This window comes from Mesorhizobium sp. M0659 (assembly GCF_040320605.1).
Taxonomy (GTDB): domain Bacteria; phylum Pseudomonadota; class Alphaproteobacteria; order Rhizobiales; family Rhizobiaceae; genus Mesorhizobium.
Genome location: NZ_JAMYPY010000004.1, coordinates 210,699 through 224,354, shown reverse-complemented (window position 1 = coordinate 224,354; position 13,656 = coordinate 210,699). Strand labels below are relative to the sequence as shown.

Below are 13,656 nucleotides of genomic sequence, written 5' to 3'. Positions count from 1 at the left end.
TCGCTACGATAGGGAGGGCGCTGCGTGACGATGCAGCCAGCAAGTACCGAGATACAGTCGCGCACGGCGGCGATCATCCAGGAGTTGAAGGGCCTCGAAGGCCCGCTGCTGCCGATCCTGCACGAGATCCAGGACGAATTTGGCCACGTGCCGCAGGACGCCGTGCCCGTCATCGCCGATGGGCTGAACCTGTCGAGGGCCGAAGTGCATGGCGTTGTGACCTTCTATCATGATTTCCGTGCCCGGCCGGCCGGCCGGCATGTGCTCAAGCTCTGCCAGGCGGAAGCCTGCCAGTCGATGGGTTCGGATGCGATCGCCGCAAAGGTCAAGCAGTTGTTGGGCATCGATTTCCATGAGACCACCCGCGACGGATCGGTTACACTTGAGCCTGTCTATTGCCTCGGGCTGTGCGCCTGTTCACCGTCGGCGATGCTGGATGGTGAGGTGATCGGGCGGCTCGATGACGAGAAGATCGAAGAGATCGTCGGGGAGGTACGCTCATGATCCCGCGCATCTACATTCCAGGTGACTCCGGCGCGCTGGCGCTCGGCGCCGAAAAGGTCGCCAAGGCTGTTCGTGCGGAACTGGCTGAACGGGGCGTCGAGGCCAAGATCGTCCGCAACGGCTCGCGCGGCGCCTATTTCCTCGAACCGATGGTCGAGGTCGCGACCGAAAAGGGCCGCGTCGCTTACGGGCCGGTCAAGCCATCGGACGTCAAGAGCCTGTTCGACAGCGGCTTTCTCACCGGCGGGCATCACAAGCGCTGGCTGGGCGCGCCCGACAAAATCCCGTTCCTGGCCAAGCAGACGCGCCTGACCTTTGCGCGTTGCGGCATCAACGACCCGCTATCGCTCGATGCCTACAAGTCACTGGGCGGGCTCAAGGGCCTGCAGAACGCGGTGGCCATGGCGCCGCTCGACATCGTCAAACAGGTCACGGAATCGGGCTTGCGCGGCCGAGGCGGCGCCGGCTTCCCGACCGGCATCAAGTGGAAGACGGTGCTCGATACGACATCTGACCGCAAATACATCGTCTGCAATGCCGACGAGGGCGACAGCGCCACCTTTGCCGACCGCATGATTATGGAGGGCGACCCCTTCGTGCTCATCGAAGGCATGACGATTGCCGGCATCGCCACCGGCGCGACCAAGGGGTTCGTCTATATCCGCTCGGAATATCCGCATGCGGTGGCTGTCATGAACAAGGCTGTCGAGGTCGCCCGCAAGGCAGGCGTGCTCGGCGTCAGCGTGCTGGGTTCGCCCAACGCCTTCGACATGGAAATCCGCGTCGGCGCCGGCGCCTATGTCTGCGGCGAGGAAACGTCGCTGCTGAACAGCCTTGAAGGCAAGCGCGGCGTGGTGCGCGCCAAGCCACCGCTGCCGGCAATCCAGGGTCTGTTCGGCAAGCCGACGGTGATCAACAACGTCATCAGCCTAGCCTCCGTGCCCATCATCATGGACAAGGGTGCTGCCTTCTACAAGGATTTCGGCATGGGCCGCTCGCGCGGCACGATCCCGATACAGATCGCCGGCAACGTCAAGTTCGGCGGCCTGTTCGAGGCGGCGTTCGGCATGACGCTGGGCGAGATCGTCGACGATATCGGCGGCGGTACGGCCACAGGTCGCCCGGTGAAGGCGGTGCAGGTCGGCGGCCCGCTCGGCGCCTATTTCCCGCGCGGCCTGTTCGACACGCCGTTCGACTACGAAGAGTTCGCGAAGCGCGACGGGCTGATCGGCCATGCCGGCATCACCGTGTTCGACGACACGGCCGACATGCTGAAGCAGGCGCGCTTTGCCATGGAGTTCTGCGCCATCGAAAGCTGCGGCAAGTGCACGCCCTGCCGCATCGGCTCGATACGCGGGGTGGAGACCATCGACCGGCTTGCCGCCGGCATCGAGCCGGAGAAGAACCTGGCACTGGTCACCGATCTCTGCAACACGATGAAGTTCGGATCGCTCTGCGCGCTGGGCGGCTTCACGCCCTATCCGGTGATGAGCTCGATCACCCATTTCCCCGAAGATTTCAAGCCCGCGCCGGCGCGCGTGGCTGCTGAATAGGAGCTGGCAGATGAATATCAAGGCCGACTTCCCGACACTCATCGAAGAACTCGATTACGGAACCCCGGAATCGAAGGCGCAAAAGCAGGTTACGCTGATCGTCGACGGCCGCAGCATCAGCGTGCCGGAGGGTACGTCGATCATGCGCGCGGCGATGGAAGGCGGGGTCGAGATCCCAAAACTCTGCGCCACGGACATGCTGGACTCGTTCGGCTCCTGCCGCGTCTGCCTGGTCGAGATCGACGGGCGCGGCGGCACGCCGGCATCCTGCACGACCCCCGTCGGCGAAGGCATGGTGGTGCGCACGCAATCCGAGCGGCTCGACGCCATCCGCCGCGGTGTCATGGAGCTTTACGTCTCCGACCACCCGACCGGCTGGAACGAGAAGGCCGGCACCGGCGCCAGCGAGTTCGACGTTGTGGCGAAATCGGTCGGCCTGACCGAGAACCGCTTCGGCATCGAGGGCCGCAACCACGTCAAGCAGGAAAACGGCGTCGCGCCCGGCCATGGCTCGCTGGCGGTCGACTACATCGCCCGCGATGAGTCCAACCCCTATTTCACCTATGATCCGGCGCAATGTATCGTCTGCTCGCGCTGCGTGCGGGCCTGCGAGGAGGTGCAGGGCACCTTCGCGCTGACGATCGAGGGCCGCGGTTTCGAATCGCGCATGGTCGCCGGCATGCACGAGGATTTCATCGCCTCCGAATGCGTATCCTGCGGCGCCTGCGTGCAGGCCTGTCCGACCGATGCGCTGCGTGAAAAGACCGTGCTTGAGAAAGGCATGCCCGAGCGCTCCGCCGTCACTACCTGTGCCTATTGCGGCGTCGGCTGCTCGTTCAAGGCCGAAGTGAAGGGCGACGAAGTCATTCGCATGATGCCCTACAAGGACGGCAAGGCCAACCACGGCCACTCCTGCGTGAAGGGCCGTTTCGCCTATGGCTATGCGACCCACAAGGACCGCATCCTGTCGCCGATGATCCGGGAAAAGGTCAGCGATCCCTGGCGCGAGGTGAGTTGGGAAGAGGCCATCGCCCATACAGCCAAGGAATTCCGCCGTATCCAGTATCAATACGGCCGCACCTCCATCGGCGGTATCACGTCCTCGCGCTGCACGAACGAGGAGACCTATCTGGTGCAGAAGCTGGTGCGCCAAGGCTTCCGCAACAACAATGTCGACACTTGCGCCCGCGTCTGCCACTCGCCGACCGGCTACGGCCTCGGCCAGACCTATGGCACCTCGGCCGGCACGCAGGATTTCGATTCCGTCGATTTCACCGATGTCGCCGTCATCATCGGCGCCAATCCGGCTTCCGCGCACCCGGTGTTCGCCTCGCGGCTGAAAAAGCGGCTGCGCCAGGGCGCCAAGCTGATCGTGCTCGATCCGCGCCGCACCGAAATGGTCAAGTCGGCGCATATCGAGGCCGACTATCACCTGCCGCTGAAGCCCGGCACCAACGTGGCGGTGCTGACGGCGCTGGCGCATGTCATCGTCACCGAAGGTCTTTTCGACGAAGCCTTCATCCGCGAACGCTGCGACTGGGCGGAGTTCCAGGATTGGGCTTCTTTCGTCGCCTTGCCGGAAAACAGCCCCGAAATCGTCGGCAAGCTGTCCGGCGTCGATCCCGAACTGGTCCGAGGTGCTGCGCGGCTCTATGCCAAGGGCGGCAATGGCGCGATTTATTATGGCCTCGGCGTCACCGAACACAGCCAGGGTTCGACCACGGTGATGGCGATCGCCAACCTTGCCATGGCGACGGGCAATATCGGCCGTCCCGGCGTCGGCGTGAACCCGCTGCGCGGCCAGAACAACGTGCAGGGTTCCTGCGACATGGGCTCGTTCCCGCATGAACTGCCGGGCTACCGCCACATCTCCGGCGAGGCGGTGCGCGACATCTATGAGACGCTGTGGGGGGTGAAGCTCGACGACGAACCGGGCCTGCGCATCCCCAACATGCTGGATGCCGCCGTCGACGGCTCCTTCAAGGGCATCTACATCCAGGGCGAGGACATCCTGCAGTCGGACCCTGATACCAAGCATGTCGCGGCCGGCCTGGCGGCGATGGAATGCGTCGTCGTGCACGACCTGTTCCTCAACGAGACAGCGAACTACGCGCATGTCTTCCTGCCGGGCTCGACCTTCCTGGAAAAGGACGGCACCTTCACCAATGCCGAGCGCCGCATCAACATGGTGCGCAAGGTGCTGGAGCCGAAGGCGCGCTATGCCGACTGGGAAGCGACACAGGAGCTTGCCCGCGCGATCGGGCTGGACTGGAACTACCAGCATCCCTCCGAAATCATGGACGAGATCGCCAAAACGACGCCAAGCTTCGCCGGCGTCTCCTTCGATCTGCTCGACCGTGTCGGATCGGTGCAATGGCCCTGCAACGAGAAGGCGCCGCTCGGCACGCCGATCATGCATATCGACGGCTTCGTGCGCGGCAAGGGCAAGTTCATCCGCACAGAATATGTGGCGACCGACGAGCGGACCGGGCCGCGTTTCCCGTTGCTGCTGACCACCGGCCGCATCCTCAGCCAGTACAATGTCGGTGCACAGACAAGGCGCACCGAAAACGTCATGTGGCACTCGGAGGACCGGCTGGAGATCCATCCGCACGATGCCGATAACCGCGGCCTGCGCGATGGCGACTGGGTGCGGCTGACCAGCCGTTCGGGCGAGACGACGCTGCGTGCGCTGATCACCGACCGGGTGTCGCCGGGCGTGGTCTACACCACCTTCCACCATCCGGACACGCAGGCCAACGTCATCACCACCGACTTCTCCGACTGGGCGACCAATTGTCCGGAGTACAAGGTGACCGCAGTGCAGGTCGGCGCGTCGAACGGACCTTCGGACTGGCAGCGCGACTATAACGAGCAGGCCGAGCAGAGCCGCCGCATCGCTCCGCTACAGGCGGCGGAGTAGTCTGGGTAGACTCGCCGCCGGAGGAAACAAGAGTGACTCAAAAGGAAGCCTACGAAACGCTTCTGCGCCTATGTGAGAAGCAAGGCGCCGACCTGAACCAGTTTTTGTTCGATATCCAGGGACATGCTTCCGAGGAGGATTTCAACAACCTTCGCCGCATTGTCGCGTACATAATGGGCTACGGGCATCATAAGGCCTATGAATCCATCGCGCGCGATGTTCCGGAACTGACACCGGATTGGATGAAGGGACCCTGATGCGCTCCCGCCAGCCAATCAGCCAGATCTCTCGCCTCGCCCACCGTGCAAGTGGCACCGCGGCGGCCAACCGCATGGTGCCGGAGGAGACGCCGGTGGCGTTCTCGTTTGCCGGCACCACCCATGCGGTGATGATGGCGAGCCCGGCCGACTTCGAGGATTTCGCGCTCGGCTTCTCGCTGACCGAAGGCATCATCGGTTTGCCTGACGAGATCGAGGCGATCGAGGTCGAGGACCATGGCGCCGGCATCGATATCCAGATCCGGCTGAAGGACCAGGCCAATACGCGCTTCGAGGCGCGGCGGCGGCGGCTCGCCGGCCCGGTCGGCTGTGGGCTGTGCGGCATCGAATCCATCGAGGAAGCGATGCGCTCGGTCGATAAGGTTGGTGCGTCCAAGCTTACGCTTGAAGCCGACGACATCACCCGTTCGGTAAAGCTTTTGTCCAAGGTGCAGCCTCTGCATTCAGAAACCGGCGCCGTGCATGCAGCGGGCTTCTACATTCCCGGCAAAGGCATCGTCATGGCGCGCGAGGATGTCGGCCGGCACAATGCGCTGGACAAACTGGCCGGCGCGCTGGCCAAGGCCGGCATTGACGGTGCATCGGGCGCGGTGGTGGTGACATCACGCGTCTCAGTGGAGATGGTGCAGAAAACGGCGGCGATCGGCTCCGCCTTCATCATCGCCGTGTCGGCGCCGACAGCCCTTGCCATCCGCACCGCCGAAGAGGCCGGCATGACGCTGGTGGCGCTGGTGCGCGGCGACGATTTCGATGTTTTCACCCACCCGGAACGGGTGGTCTTGGGAGTTGCCCAGCATGTCGCATGACGAAGAACACATCACGAGCACCGGGGAAAAGCTGGTGCGCATGGCCAACCAGATCGCCGCCTTCTTCCATTCAAGGCCCCGCGAGGAAGGTGTGGCGGGCGTGGCCGAGCACATCAACAAGTTCTGGGAGCCCAGGATGCGCCGGCAGTTCTTCGAGATGCTGGACAGTGGCGGCGAAGGTTTTGACGAACTCGTCGTCGTGGCCTCGGCCAGGATCAAGCGGCCGAAGACCGAGGAGCAGGCCGATGTGAGCATCGGCTACGTCCAACCCACGGGTGCAGAGAGCGCCGCTCCCCAGAAATAGCCTCCCCCAGAAATGGCGGGCGAACACGGTTCGCCGCGGGCTATATTCCTGTCTTCTAAAGTTTGGCTGCCGCATCCGCCAGGCGTCTGCTATGGTCGGCGATCAGAAATCGTCTGGCCGGGCGGGATAGCAACGTGAGGCCGATCGAGACGCGATATGCCCTCAGCGGCGACGTGCGGATCGCCTATCAGGTGGTCGGCCAGGGATCGTTCGACCTGGTTTTCGTGCCCGGCTTCATCTCCAATCTCGACCTGCATTGGGAAGACGAGGGCTACGCCAGGCTCTTGAAACGGCTCTCGGCGTTCTCGCGGCTGATCCTGTTCGACAAGCGCGGCACCGGCCTGTCCGACCGCGTCGACCCACGCCACCTGCCCAGCCTCGAAACCCGCATGGACGATGTGCGCGCGGTGATGGATGCCACCGGCAGCGGCCGCGCGGCCTTGCTCGGCGCTTCGGAAGGCGCGCCGATGGCAATGTTGTTTGCCGCCACCTATCCGGAACGGACACGAGCGCTGGCGCTCTATGGCGGTTATGCGCATTTCCACAAATGGGTGATGTCGCCGGAGCGCCTCGAGGCCTTCATCGCGACGGCCGGCACGGAATGGGGCACGGGCGCCACACTGCCCAACTTCGCTCCCGGCCGGGTAGATGATGCGCATTTCACCCAGTGGTGGGCCCGCTTCGAGCGGCTGTCGGCCAGTCCGACGGCAGCGGCAGCCCTTGCCCGGATGAATGCCGGAATCGATGTGCGCGGCGTGCTGTCGGCGATCGGCGCACCGACACTGCTCATTCATCGCCGCAACGACGCGCGGGTCGACCCGGACGCCAGCCGCTTCCTGGCGAAAGAGATCGCCAATGCGCGATTGGTCGAGGTCCCCGGGCGCGACCACCCGATCTGGACCGGCGATGTCGACCGGGTGGCCGACCTGATCGAGGAATTCCTGACCGGCGAGCGTGCCGTGGCCGAAGCGGAGCGCGTGCTTGCCGCTCTTCTGGCGACACGCATCTACGACACGGCGCGGGTTGGCGACCGCATGTGGAGCGAACGTAGCGAGCGCTTCCAGGAGAGCTGGCAGCAGCTGGTCGGCCGTCATGGCGGACGCGTCGCCGGCATCCATGGCGAATTGATGATCTCGCGCTTCGACGGGCCGGCGCGGGCCATACGCTGCGCGGCGGCACTGCGCGATGCGGCGCAACATATGGGCATTGCAAGCGCCCAGGGCGCCCATGTCGGAGAGGTCGAAATGCGCGGGCCGCCGGTGGGGCTGATGGCACGGGTGACGATGCAGATCGCCGCCCATGCCGGGCGCGGCGATATTCTGGCGTCGCGGCTGGCCGCCGATCTGGCGGCGGGGTCCGGCCTGCATTTCATCGATGCCGGGCGTGTCACGGTGGATGAGCTGGACGAGCCGCTGGCGCTGGTCCAGGCAACGTCGGAACAGCACCTGGAGCCGGCCTGCCGCCCCAAGGCGAAACCCGCCGAGCCGGCTCAACTGACGGCGCGCGAAAGCGAGGTGGTGATCCTGATCGCCGACGGCAAGAGCAATGCCGCGATCGCCGCCGAGCTGAGGCTCAGCGAGCATACGGTCAAGCGTCATGTCGCCAACATATTGCTGAAGCTCGATTTGCCGTCACGGGCGGCGGCAGCGGCATTTTCCGCCAGGCAGGCTGGCCCGGACGGGCCATAGGGACCATGGCGCTTTCGGGCGAAGCGGCCAGGTGGGGTCGAGGCGTACCAATTCTCTCCATGCAGGCCAGGCGGATGTCGCCGGGAAAGGCACTGCGGATGGAGGATGCAATGCTGAAGTCAAACAGGTCGATCAAATCGCTGGTGATAGCGGCAGGCGTTGGCGCGCTGTTCACGATCGCTCCCGCCAGAGCCGAGGATGCCTCGGCGGCCGCCGCCTACAAGGACATCGAGGCGACGCTCGGCTCAGTGCCGGACATGTTCAAGACGCTGCCCGATGTCGCGGTTGCCGGCGCCTGGGCCGAGATCAAGGGTGTGCAGCTCAACCCCAAGACCGCGCTCGACGGCAAGACCAAGGAACTGCTGGGGCTGGCCGTCGCCTCGCAGATCCCCTGCCAGTACTGCATCTATTTCCACACCGAGGCCGCCAAGCTCAATGGCGCGACCGATGAGGAGATCAAGGAAGCGATCGCGATGGCGGCCATCGTGCGCCACTGGTCGACGATGCTCAACGGCAGCCAGGTCGACTTCGCGACCTTCAAACAACAGACCGACGGCGTGTTCGCAGCCGTCAAAGCCAAGTCGCAGTGAAAGACAAACGCCCGGCGGTGCGCGCCGGGCAGTGCTTGATCATCAACCGCCCGATCGACGGGCCATGGAGGAAGAAATGCTGACAAAGACGCAAAGCGTGGACGGCGCGGCGATCAAGAAAGCGATCGAAGGACGGGACGGCAGGATGCTGGCGAGCTTCTATGCCGACGACGCGCTGGTGCGGGTGATCGACCGCAACAATCCGCCGAGCAAGCCGCGCGAGATCCGCGGCCGGGCGGCGATCAGCACGTTCTGGGACGACATCTGCAGCCGGGCGATGACCCACAAGGTCGACACCACCATCGCCGATGGCGACAATCTCGCCTTCACCCAGGCCTGCGCCTATCCGGACGGAACGAAAGTGTTCTGCGCGGCGATGCTGGAGCTGAAGAATGGGCGGATTGCGCGACAGACCGTCGTGCAAGCCTGGGACGAGTAGGTCACCGCGAAAGATCAACCGCGGTTTGGGGCCGCATAACTGGAGGAGACAAAAATGTTCAGCGCCAGATGGCAGATCGACGCCAAGTTCGGACACAAGCAGACCGTGCTCGAACTGCTCAAGAAATGGGAACGCGAGATCGGCTCTCAGGTCGGCATCGCCGACCTCAAATTCCAGATCATGACCGGTTCGATCGGCGCCCGGGAAGCGACGGTCGAATCGCATCATCAGGTCGAAAGCCTTGCCCAGTTGGAGGGATTCTTCGCCAAGATCGGCAAGATCGACGCGCACGCAAAATGGGGCAAGGAGATGGAGCCCTACGTCGTGTCGGGCACCAGCCTTTGGAACATCTATCGCATCGTGGAGTAGCCGTGGCAGGTGCAGCAGTTTTCGGCCATCAGTTGCGGCGGCCGAAACTCGTCCGCTGCCCGGGAAACCGCCCTTCCCTGGCCAATCCGGCAGCCGCGACACGTGCCGGCTGATTGGGCAATGTGGCCTGCTTGGCCAGGGCCGCCGCTATCAAGGCGTCGGCCTGGCGCGCGCGCTGGTCCGCGCCGGCATCTTCGGCAGGGTTGCCCGCCACGGCGGAGGTCGACATTCGCCGGCGGGGTTTGAAAGCAAGATAGAGAAGCAACGCGCCGAGCAGTCCAGCCCCAATGACGATCGTCAAACGCGTGCCGGTCATGCCGGTGCGTTCGATCTGGGTGGGGTTGGCGGGGTTCTGGACGACGGTGAGCTTGTCGCCGACCTGCGGTTCGCGGGCACCGTTCTTGTTCAGCTCCATCGTGGCCTCGACGGCGTCGGCGCCGGTGCCGACGCGCAAGGTGCCGGTGAATTTCTGGGTCACCTTCCACTCTTTGTCAGCATGAACCGTCTTGAACGCATCCACCAGTTCGCACGGGATCGTGGCGGTGCTGACGGTCTTGTAGACAATCTTGTGGGCGGTCGATTCCATGTCGCATTCGACATTGACCGCGAGGATTTCAGCAGGTGCCTCGGGCCAGCCGCTCTTCTTGATCATGTCCTTGCCGCCGAACACAGCGATCAGCAGACAGAAGCCGCCAATGAGTACCAGCTTGATCTTGGTCGTGTTCATGCGCAAACCCCTCGCCGCGCGGTTTCCCGGCAAGAGGCTGCTCGTTCAGGTTGAATATTCAGTAAATCGTGAACTCCCGCCGTACCGCAAAAGTAACTCTCGCTTAATGTACAGAAAACGGGTTGGCGAATATTTTAGAGATAGTGGCGGCCTCTACCCATGCGCCACCATCACATGACGAACGGCGGTATAATCCTCCAGCGCATAGAGAGACATGTCCTTGCCGTAGCCGGACTGCTTCAGCCCGCCATGCGGCATCTCGTTGGTCAGCATGAAATGGGTGTTGATCCAGGTGCAGCCATATTGCAGACGGGCGGCCGTCGCCATGGCGCGCGAGACGTTCTTGGTCCACACCGAGGATGCCAGGCCGTAGTCGCTGTCATTGGCCCAGTTCACGGCTTCATCGACTTCGGAGAAGCGGGTGATGGAGACGACCGGACCGAACACTTCGCGGCGCACGATCTCGTCTTCCTGCAGCGCGCCGGCAACCACCGTCGGCTGGTAATAGAAGCCGGAGCCTTCGCCGGGCTTGCCGCCGGTGGTGATCTCGACGTGCTTCAGTTCCGAAGCGCGCTCGACGAAGCTCGAGACGCGATCGCGCTGGCGGCGCGAGATCAGCGGCCCGATCTCGTTTTTGGTGTCATCGGGCTGGTTGTATTTGATGGTCGAGACGGCAGATGAGAGATCGGCGACGAGCTTGTCGTAGATCTTCTTGCCGGCATAGATGCGGCAGGCGGCTGTACAATCCTGCCCGGCATTGTAGTAGCCGAAAGCGCGCAGGCCGTTTACCACGGCGCCGAGGTCGGCGTCGTCGAAAACGATGACCGGCGCCTTGCCGCCGAGTTCCAGATGCGTGCGCTTGACCGACTTGGCGGCGGCCTGCAGCACCTTCTTGCCTGTGGCGACGTCGCCGGTGATCGAAATCATGTTGACCTTGGCGTGATTGATCAGCGTGTTGCCGACGCTGTCGCCGCGGCCGAGCACGACATTGACGACGCCCTCGGGCAGAACCTCGGCCAGGATCCTGGCCAGCTTCAGCGCCGTCAGCGGCGTCTGCTCCGACGGCTTGAAGACGACGGTGTTGCCGCCGGCAATGGCCGGCGCCAGCTTCCAGGCCATCATCATCAGTGGATAGTTCCACGGCGCGATGGAAGCGACGATGCCGATCGGGTCGCGCCGCACCATCGAGGTGTGGCCGGGCAGATATTCGCCGGCGACCACGCCCGGCATCGAACGTACCGCGCCGGCAAAGAAGCGATAGCAGTCGACGATCGCCGGGATTTCGTCATTGAGCACGGCGTTGATCGGCTTGCCGCAATTCAGCGCCTCGAGCGCCGCGAACTCCCGCGCGTTGGCCTCGATGCGGTCGGCGATCTTGAGGAGATAGCCGGAGCGCTGCGCCGGCGTTGTGCGTGACCACAAGACGAACGCTCGCCCGGCGGCAGTAACAGCCGCCTCGATCTGCGCCTGGCTGGCTTCAGGCAGGTTGAGAATGGTCGCCCCGGTCTTTGGATTCAGAATCGGCTCCTCGGTGTCGGTGCCGTTCTCGAACTTCGAGCCGATCAGCATCTGGGTGTCCATGCGGGTTCTCCTTGGTCAGGAGCGAGTAGCGAATAGCGAGTAGCGAATAGGGCTGGTCGTGCAATCTCCCTATTCGCTATTCGCTACTCCCTATTCGCTGTTCTTCATTTGCCCGAACCGGCGATCTGGTCGCCGTCGCGGGTCAGGTAATAGGCGGCAAGGATGGGCAGCAGCGTCACCAGCACCACGACCATGGCGACGACATTGGTGACCGGACGCTGGCGTGGGCGGATCAGCTCTTCCAGCATCCAGATCGGCACGGTCTGCTGCTGGCCGGCGGTGAAGGTGGTGACGATGACCTCGTCGAAGGAGAGCGCGAAGGCGAGCATCCCCCCGGCAAGCAGAGCGGTGGCGATGTTGGGCAGCACGACGTGCCGGAAGGTCTGGAAGCCGTCGGCGCCGAGATCCATCGAGGCCTCGATCATTGAGCCGGAAGTGCGGCGGAAACGGGCGACCGCATTGTTGTAGACGACGACAACGCAGAAGGTGGCGTGGCCGAGCACGATCGTCCAGAACGAGAACGGGATGTCGGCTAGCGAGAAGGCCGAGCGCAACGCGATGCCGGTGATGATGCCGGGCAGCGCGATCGGCAGGATGACGAGCAGCGAGATCGTCTCGCGGCCGAAGAATTTCGTCCGTGACACGGCGGCGGCGCACAGCGTGCCCAGTATCAAGGCAATCGCGGTCGAGATGGCGGCGACACGGACCGAAAGCGACAGCGCCTGCCAGACATCCGGCCGGTTCCAGGTGACGGCGAACCATTGTGTGGTCAGCCCCGGCGGCGGCCAGACGAAGCTCTTCTCTTCCGTGGTGAAGGCGTAGACGAAGATCAACAAGATCGGCAGATGCAGGAACAGCAGGCCGCAGGCGGCAGCGATCTTGAGGCCGAGCGGAGCGGATTGCGAACCGTCAGAGCGCATCGAAGGCCCCCATGCGCTTGGCGCCCCAGAGATAGAAACCCATGATGACGATGGGCACGACGGTGAAGGCGGCGGCGAGCGGGATGTTGCCGGCGGTGCCCTGCTGCGAATAGACGGCCTGGCCGATAAACAGCCGCGACGTGCCGATGATCTGCGGGATGATGTAGTCGCCCAGCGTCAGCGAGAAGGTGAAGATCGAGCCGGCGACGATGCCGGGCAGCGCCAGCGGGAACAGCACGTTGCGGAAGGTCTGGCCCGGCGATGCGCCGAGATCGGAGGACGCCTCGACCAGATTGCCGGGCACGCGCTCCAATGCCGCCTGCACCGGCAGGATCATGAACGGCAGCCAGACATAGACGAAGGCGATGAAGGTGCCGGTGGCGGAGACCGACAGCGAGTTGCCGCCGACGACCGGCAGCGACAGCCAGCCGTCGAGCGCCCAGAGCAGATGCAATTTGGCCAGCAGCCAGGTCAGAATGCCTTCCTTGGCGAGGATCAACTTCCAGGCGTAGATTTTCACCAGATAACTCGACCACAGCGGCAGCATGATTCCGAGATAAAACAGCGCCTTCCAGCGGCCCCGGGCATAGCGCGCCGCATAATAGGCGATCGGGAAGGCGATGGCGGCGGAGGCCAGCGTGACCAGCACCGCCATCGTCACCGTGCGCAGGATGATGTCGAGATTGGCGGGCTGGAACAGGTCGCCATAGGTCTTCAGCGTGAACTCATGGTTGATGAGGCCGGAAAATTCGTCGATCGAGAAGAAACTCTGTGCCAAGAGCGCGAACAGCGAACCGATATAGACGACGCCGAGCCACAGCACCGGCGGCGCCAACATGAGGAACAGCAGCAGTTGCGGCTTGCGCCAGAACAGGTCGGACAGCGCACCGCGCACGCCGCCGCTGCCGGGCAGGATGGCGGGGGCGGAGGTTGAGTTGAGCGCGGCGATGGTCATGGGGAGACCGCGTGCTGAA

General features: G+C 63.9%; 14 protein-coding genes. 10 read left to right on the top strand and 4 right to left on the bottom strand.

What is annotated here, in order from left to right:
- Nucleotides 1-24 precede the first annotated feature (24 nt).
- From NKI31_RS08705 to NKI31_RS08660, 10 genes are all read left to right on the top strand, one after another.
- Nucleotides 25-504 carry a formate dehydrogenase subunit gamma gene (locus tag NKI31_RS08705; protein WP_023736169.1) on the top strand — a complete coding sequence of 160 codons (480 nt, stop codon included), beginning with the start codon at nt 25-27 and terminating at the stop codon, nt 502-504.
- The gene (locus tag NKI31_RS08700) at nt 501-2,057 is read left to right on the top strand and encodes a formate dehydrogenase beta subunit (protein ID WP_023673426.1); all 1,557 of its coding nucleotides are present in this window, start codon (nt 501-503) and stop codon (nt 2,055-2,057) included. The genes NKI31_RS08705 and NKI31_RS08700 overlap by 4 nt, the downstream gene beginning before the upstream one ends.
- 10 nt (nt 2,058-2,067) lie before the next feature.
- Nucleotides 2,068-4,980 (top strand): formate dehydrogenase subunit alpha, encoded by a 2,913-nt coding sequence (gene fdhF / locus NKI31_RS08695; protein WP_352651228.1) that lies wholly within the window; start codon nt 2,068-2,070, stop codon nt 4,978-4,980.
- 32 nt (nt 4,981-5,012) lie between these two features.
- Nucleotides 5,013-5,237, top strand: a complete 225-nt coding sequence (locus NKI31_RS08690; RefSeq protein ID WP_023688794.1) for a hypothetical protein — start codon at nt 5,013-5,015, stop codon at nt 5,235-5,237.
- Nucleotides 5,237-6,064, top strand: coding sequence for a formate dehydrogenase accessory sulfurtransferase FdhD (gene fdhD / locus NKI31_RS08685; protein WP_023698930.1), 828 nt, complete (start codon nt 5,237-5,239; stop codon nt 6,062-6,064). The genes NKI31_RS08690 and fdhD overlap by 1 nt, the downstream gene beginning before the upstream one ends.
- Nucleotides 6,054-6,368, top strand: coding sequence for a formate dehydrogenase subunit delta (locus NKI31_RS08680; protein ID WP_023688796.1), 315 nt, complete (start codon nt 6,054-6,056; stop codon nt 6,366-6,368). Before fdhD ends, NKI31_RS08680 begins: the two co-directional genes overlap by 11 nt.
- Nucleotides 6,369-6,502: 134 nt before the next feature.
- Nucleotides 6,503-8,056, top strand: coding sequence for an alpha/beta fold hydrolase (locus NKI31_RS08675; protein ID WP_023673422.1), 1,554 nt, complete (start codon nt 6,503-6,505; stop codon nt 8,054-8,056).
- Nucleotides 8,057-8,166: 110 nt separating this feature from the next.
- Complete coding sequence (locus tag NKI31_RS08670) at nt 8,167-8,646, top strand: carboxymuconolactone decarboxylase family protein (RefSeq protein WP_023688798.1); 480 nt, start codon at nt 8,167-8,169, stop codon at nt 8,644-8,646.
- Between the two features lie 76 nt (nt 8,647-8,722).
- Nucleotides 8,723-9,085 (top strand): nuclear transport factor 2 family protein, encoded by a 363-nt coding sequence (locus NKI31_RS08665; RefSeq protein ID WP_023688799.1) that lies wholly within the window; start codon nt 8,723-8,725, stop codon nt 9,083-9,085.
- Between the two features lie 54 nt (nt 9,086-9,139).
- Nucleotides 9,140-9,454 (top strand): hypothetical protein, encoded by a 315-nt coding sequence (locus NKI31_RS08660; protein WP_023732486.1) that lies wholly within the window; start codon nt 9,140-9,142, stop codon nt 9,452-9,454.
- A gap of 28 nt (nt 9,455-9,482) precedes the next feature.
- On the opposite strand, the gene NKI31_RS08655 is transcribed toward NKI31_RS08660, so the two are convergent.
- The 4 genes from NKI31_RS08655 to NKI31_RS08640 form a co-directional block, all read right to left on the bottom strand.
- Nucleotides 9,483-10,181, bottom strand: coding sequence for a hypothetical protein (locus tag NKI31_RS08655; protein WP_352651224.1), 699 nt, complete (start codon nt 10,179-10,181; stop codon nt 9,483-9,485).
- 153 nt (nt 10,182-10,334) lie between these two features.
- A complete protein-coding gene (locus NKI31_RS08650; protein ID WP_023685098.1) occupies nt 10,335-11,762 on the bottom strand; it encodes a gamma-aminobutyraldehyde dehydrogenase in 1,428 nt (475 codons plus the stop codon).
- A gap of 104 nt (nt 11,763-11,866) precedes the next feature.
- A complete protein-coding gene (locus NKI31_RS08645; RefSeq protein WP_023673416.1) occupies nt 11,867-12,682 on the bottom strand; it encodes an ABC transporter permease in 816 nt (271 codons plus the stop codon).
- Nucleotides 12,672-13,637 (bottom strand): ABC transporter permease, encoded by a 966-nt coding sequence (locus NKI31_RS08640; RefSeq protein ID WP_023698925.1) that lies wholly within the window; start codon nt 13,635-13,637, stop codon nt 12,672-12,674. Before NKI31_RS08640 ends, NKI31_RS08645 begins: the two co-directional genes overlap by 11 nt.
- Between the last annotated feature and the right edge of the window lie 19 nt (nt 13,638-13,656).